3 protein-coding genes are annotated in these 5,510 nt (G+C 35.2%); all 3 read right to left on the minus strand.

The window, feature by feature from the left end; translation table 11 throughout:
• Positions 1–629: 629 nt before the first annotated feature.
• Positions 630–3,137: a hypothetical protein gene (locus tag Cyrtocomes_RS05030; RefSeq protein ID WP_322498101.1), complete on the minus strand. Its 2,508-nt coding sequence runs from the start codon at positions 3,135–3,137 to the stop codon at positions 630–632.
• Between the two features lie 69 nt (positions 3,138–3,206).
• Complete coding sequence (locus tag Cyrtocomes_RS05035) at positions 3,207–5,141, minus strand: TrbL/VirB6 family protein (protein WP_322498102.1); 1,935 nt, start codon at positions 5,139–5,141, stop codon at positions 3,207–3,209.
• Positions 5,142–5,173: 32 nt separating this feature from the next.
• Positions 5,174–5,510, minus strand: a 337-nt coding sequence (locus Cyrtocomes_RS05040) for a hypothetical protein (protein WP_322498103.1), incomplete at its 5' end; no start/stop codon positions are given.

The raw sequence follows: 5,510 nt of genomic DNA on the forward strand, positions 1-5,510 counted from the left end.
TTCTTACGAAATTGTACAGAATACGTCATTTTATCAATGCATTACTTCTCACCAATCACACAACAATAATCTTACCAATTTTATACTGGTTTAGCTATAGGCAAAATTTCCTTCACAAAGCTCCTTTAAATTAGGTGATTTTCGCAAAAATATCAGCCCCACTTCTAACTCTCTATTATATAGTGAGTTAAGCTGAATTAGCATAGACCTTCAAATAAAACAAGCTATCCAAGCTAACTGAATATATGTCAGGAATACAGAAAATAAGCTCCTTCTCAATAAGGTTATTTCGCAATCAGCAACATGGCTTTTTATATACTGATCTAATGCACAAATTGATAAAGGATTATTGAAGATATATTTAGAAACTACAAAGCAGATTAATTATCATTTGATCATTTCTATACCAACCCAATCCCAGAATGTCATTAATTCCCGCTTAATAAGATCCCAATTGCACATTGTAGTATATAGAGCGCATATACTATAAAATCACACACCAAATAATTTCAAGACTTGCTCCAATCTCTTTCCTATAAAACTTTCATTAAATTCACCCTCTACCGCACTTTGCATTGCGCTTGAAGGCATTCTAGGTGAGCCAGAACACCTTTAGCTTTCTTTAATTATTATCTAACAGCCATAGCATGACTTCTTTCCCGCAATATCTCCTCACAGAAAGCCTTACAAGATTGCTCACCTTTTATCCCTCTTAGTCGTTGATAATAATTTTTCTCTGTATTATCACCAGTTGTATGCCCTGTATTAGCAGCCGTATGCTCTGCATTACCAGTTTGCCTAGGAAGATCTTCATAAATTTTTTGAATTATATACGCGCACCGCTCTCTATTATCATATTTCACAAGTGTGCTCAATAAATTGTCCATAGCACCAATACTATCGGTACTAGCAAAGTTTGCCATAATTAAGCTCAGTTTTGATACAAATTCGTCATTATTTAACCACTCATCCTTTATCAGCGTAGCAAGGTTTTGTGGTATTGTTAAATTATCCACTATATAACCGACTATATTAGGATTAACTTTACTTAAATTCTCAAAAATAGATAAACATTTACCCAACCTATGGCCATAAAAGCCTATCTCCTTATACAACTTGAATAACTTCTCAATCTGCCCGGTATTTAGTGAACAATGAATCATTAATAGCGCAACATAAGGCGCTTGCTCACTATAAGTCATTAAGTCAGAGTGTTTTGCGCCATTCTTCAGCAAGGAATTATGCAGCTCTAGCAAATAGTTGCAACACTCATGAATTTTATTGGAATCAACATTAGGACCAATATTTGCAACTACATTACTAAGTGAATCCATGTAAGATGTTTTTAAGCTCAAGGTATCTAAGTTAGCAATATCAACTAATTTAGAAATAACCTCTAATATAGATAATGCTCTATCAGGATACTTTTCTATTATAACTGCTATGGCATCATGTATAGTTAAAGAGTTACAATGAAGTTGAGCAATATTATTAGCTAACTTGATATAATTCTCAAGCCCAGACCCATCAAATACTTTTTCTGTCGTAAGCAGAAAATTAAAATAGCCCTCTAAAACTTTATGAGAAACAAATAACAGATTTGTAGTAAATTCATATATATGAGCATAATTAGCCCCAATTAGCTTATCTAGTCTATCAAGATAAGTACTATCTTTGTTGTTTAAGAAATTAAATTTTTCAGAACTGTAAAGCATGCACTTTGCTATGTTTTTATACCCCAACTCAACTATTTTTGATAAAAAATCAATTTTCTTAATTAGAGACTCAAAATCCCTTATTGGCCCAATACCAAATATCCCGGCCTCAAAAAACTCTTTTAATTTTGTATTATCTTTCAAAATATTCGCTACAGCTTCTAACTTATCCATATCATACAACTTCAAGAGATCATTAATACCATTCATTATTTGCCCATACTCTGTTCGGTCAGATCCAAGCTCAGCTGGAATGCAAAACATAAGCCTCTTTACCAAAGGCGGTATTTCTTGCTCACCAAATTGGTTTGTTATTTTTGTTATATATTCTTTCAATACGCGCAATTTGTCTATACCTTGAATGCTAATAGCATATTTATATGCATCTTCGCCGAATTCCTCCAAAAGCCCTACAAAAACTTGAAAATCATCTGGAGCATAAGCCAGGATATCACTATCGCTATTTAATAACTGCGCAATATATAGTTTAGCAGAATCGCTTTTTGATAGCGCACTTAAATTGAGTAAAACGCTCATAAATTTCCCCCTTAACTCTCGCTTATCAGGGTATACATCATAATATAATTTACTCATAAACCCTTTCGCCAGATTATCACGCATAAGTTCTTCTAGCCCACCATCTTTAAATATACCTAGAATTTCTCCTACTTTAAGACGCCCCTCTCGAGAGAGAATTATATCACGAGCTACTTTATGAAAATCCTCTCCAAAGGGGTGTATGTAATTAAGGAACTCTATAATCTTGCCAAATCCTTCTGCTTCTACAAAATCTCTATCACCCTCATTAATTACAGTATCAGGCATGCAATCCCTTAATAACTTATTGAAAAACTCCTCACCATACACTCTCTTACATAGCGCAAGATCACGAGCACTAACCACGACCCTTAAATAACGATCTTTGCCCAATTCATAGCTGCCCCCATTCCATTGAAGCATTGAAGGAAGTTTAATCACCCCCTTCATTTGATCATTTCTATACCAATCAAATTCCCGAAGGTCCGTTAATTCCTGCTTCTTAACTGGATCTTGTTCATTAACAAGCTCCCAATTATACATAATAGTACGTAATGCAGAGCGCATGGCCTCTACTATAAACTTACGTATTTTCTCCCAACCAGATTTAATTTCTCCTATAATAGAAGCAGCATAACTAGGGCTATTTATAGCCCCTCTTATATCATCTAAACCGTCACCATCCTTACCATCCCCCTGAATCGCTAAACCAATCGTCACATTTGCCGCCACTTTATTCATCCCTCTCAATTTTAGTGCATCATGCGTAGTGTGTACGAGTTCCAGCACGGCATTGCTCAACAACTCCATCTTCTCACCGTCTATCTCCTCCTCTTTTAGCTTGCTGCTTAAATCATCAATAGATGTAGCACTAACAGGACACATAATAACCTATACCAATAATTAACCTACTCTACCTAGAGTAGGTTATCGAAGATATGATGCAACTTTAATTTATCCTTTTAATTTTTTATCAACATTATCAGTAACATTTCCAGCTTTATGGAATACATCAACCGCCGCTCTCGTTACCTTATTACTATCAATGGCTTTACCAATCGGATTATGCTGAGCTATTTCTTTTTTAAGGCTTGCTCCAACCTTTCCTACAAAACTTTCATTAAATTCACCCTCTACTGAACTTTGCATAGAGCTTGAAGGCATTCTAGGTGAGCCGGATAATACATCACTTAATTGAGGTATATTTTGGACAAAATTGTAAAATACAATTGCCATTATTATAAATGCCAAGAAATTTATTGGCGTCACTGAATTTAGAAGCTCTGTAGATGAACTAGGGTTCCAAAATTTTAAATCTATTATTGTCGCACCTAATATCCTTAATTTCCAAATACTTTCCCAACAAACCTTATATGATAACAGATCTGTTAGCTGACCAAATACTATCCTCATCATAAGCGCTACGCCAGCAGATAGAAGTAAGTATAGCATAGCAGATGATATTAATTGCTTAAGCCATGTATCAAAAAGCTCTTTTGTCCATTTAAATAGCACCATAGGAACAAATATTGGGGCCACAAGCATCAATATAGCCCATTGCATCACGATCATAGCGTAAATAACAACAGACCTTAGTACTGCTACAATAATAAATATAAACCCGGTATAGAAGCATGGGATCCAATACAATTTCCATTGGTAAAAAAGCAGGGACCAGGTTTTTGCATGTATTGGCGTAGAAGTTAGAATTTTTAATATTGTATCATATACAGTAAGCGGCGTTGCAGTATTTGGCATGTGGTATATAGGCCTTCCATCTTCATAAAAAAGCGTTGCCTTGATGAACATGCTAGAAACATCCTTAGCTACATTTTTAATAAGGGCAAAAAGATAGGTATCAAAAAAATCCCATCCCGTATCGGATATTAATGTTGAAATTAAAGCAACCTTTACAAACCTCATCACAAGCTCACCTTGCTGTATCTTAATCACCCCCATAACAAAGCCAACTGCTGTAAACATCACATATAGGCTCAGTAAGACTTTCACCATTGTAATGAGTTTTATATCTTTAGTGATAGTATTCCTTAATTTTTCAGATATTTTGGTAATATGGTCTTCAATAACATTAATTGCATGTTCTATAATACCCTTCTCTGTATAAACCCCGCTTATAACATTTACTAAATATTCACCGTCATTATCCTCATAGTGCTTATCTAATATCTTAAAAAATAATCTACCCCTCATTACATATTCACCTCCTTCCTTATGGATATCCTTTTTACACCCAAATTCATCACATTGTTGCGTATATTTCAGCTTATAATAAATTTCTTTATCTTCACCACTTTGGTTATTACCTTTATCATCAATAGGATCTATTCTAAAAGTCCTAAACAGTGAGTATGGAAGGATTGTAGCATTTGAAAGTATATTCGGATCTGCATAACTACCATCGTTTTGTATAAGTGCTATCAGACCATATAAGCCCCATCCATTTGTAAGATAACAAGGAATGTTCGAGTCTCCATTTGAATCTTTGCTATCATCCACAACCATACCTTTTGGCCAACAAATTTTATGCCCCTCCTTATTTGGGTCACAACCAAACATATCACAGCGCTTTATATTATTTAGCTTTCCCCATGGATACCAACTACCACTAATAGAGATCATTAACGCAGCACTAGATTGATCTAATGGATCAACAGGATCCCCTTTTGTGAAAACACCACTATCTACCCATGGGGCTATTTGCTGATCCTTTGGCATAGATCGAACAAGATTAGTACCAGATGTATTAAACGCATCTGGATTAGCTGGTATACATAATGTGCTGCCCGTCCCAAAATCATTTGCAGGTATACAATGCCCTTCTCCACCACCACAATTTGAATAGGATGATTTTGCAATCAAAAAAAGCAAGATTATATATATTAAGGGCTTTACCATATCTATTACTTATTAGTATCAACATTCTCTCTACTTATCGTCCTATCAATTTTAGGATCAACCTCATCACTATCAGGCTGCTGAACTGACTGATTTTGGTTAGAGGAACCACTAGAGGCCGCGTCGTCAACAGTCGCTTTACTGGAATCAGCCGAAGATTCCTCTTTGCGACCATCACCTTGTCCTTCTACATTGTATCCATCATCCTTAGGCACTGTTAACAAAGGTTTTGCCAAATAATGTAAAAGATGCAATATTATATTGGAGGCGATAAATATGGTATTTAGATGGATAAAAGGTTGTTTCCGATCGACATTAAAACGTTCAATGAATGGGTTTTGG

It is taken from the genome of Candidatus Cyrtobacter comes (assembly GCF_034470605.1).
In the GTDB taxonomy this organism is placed as follows: domain Bacteria; phylum Pseudomonadota; class Alphaproteobacteria; order Rickettsiales; family Midichloriaceae; genus Cyrtobacter; species Cyrtobacter comes.

Coding starts and splice junctions, on each gene's coding strand:
- Cyrtocomes_RS05030 (WP_322498101.1), bottom strand. CDS start 3,137: ATGTGTCCTGTTAGTGCTACATCTATTGATGATTTAAGCAGCAAGCTA.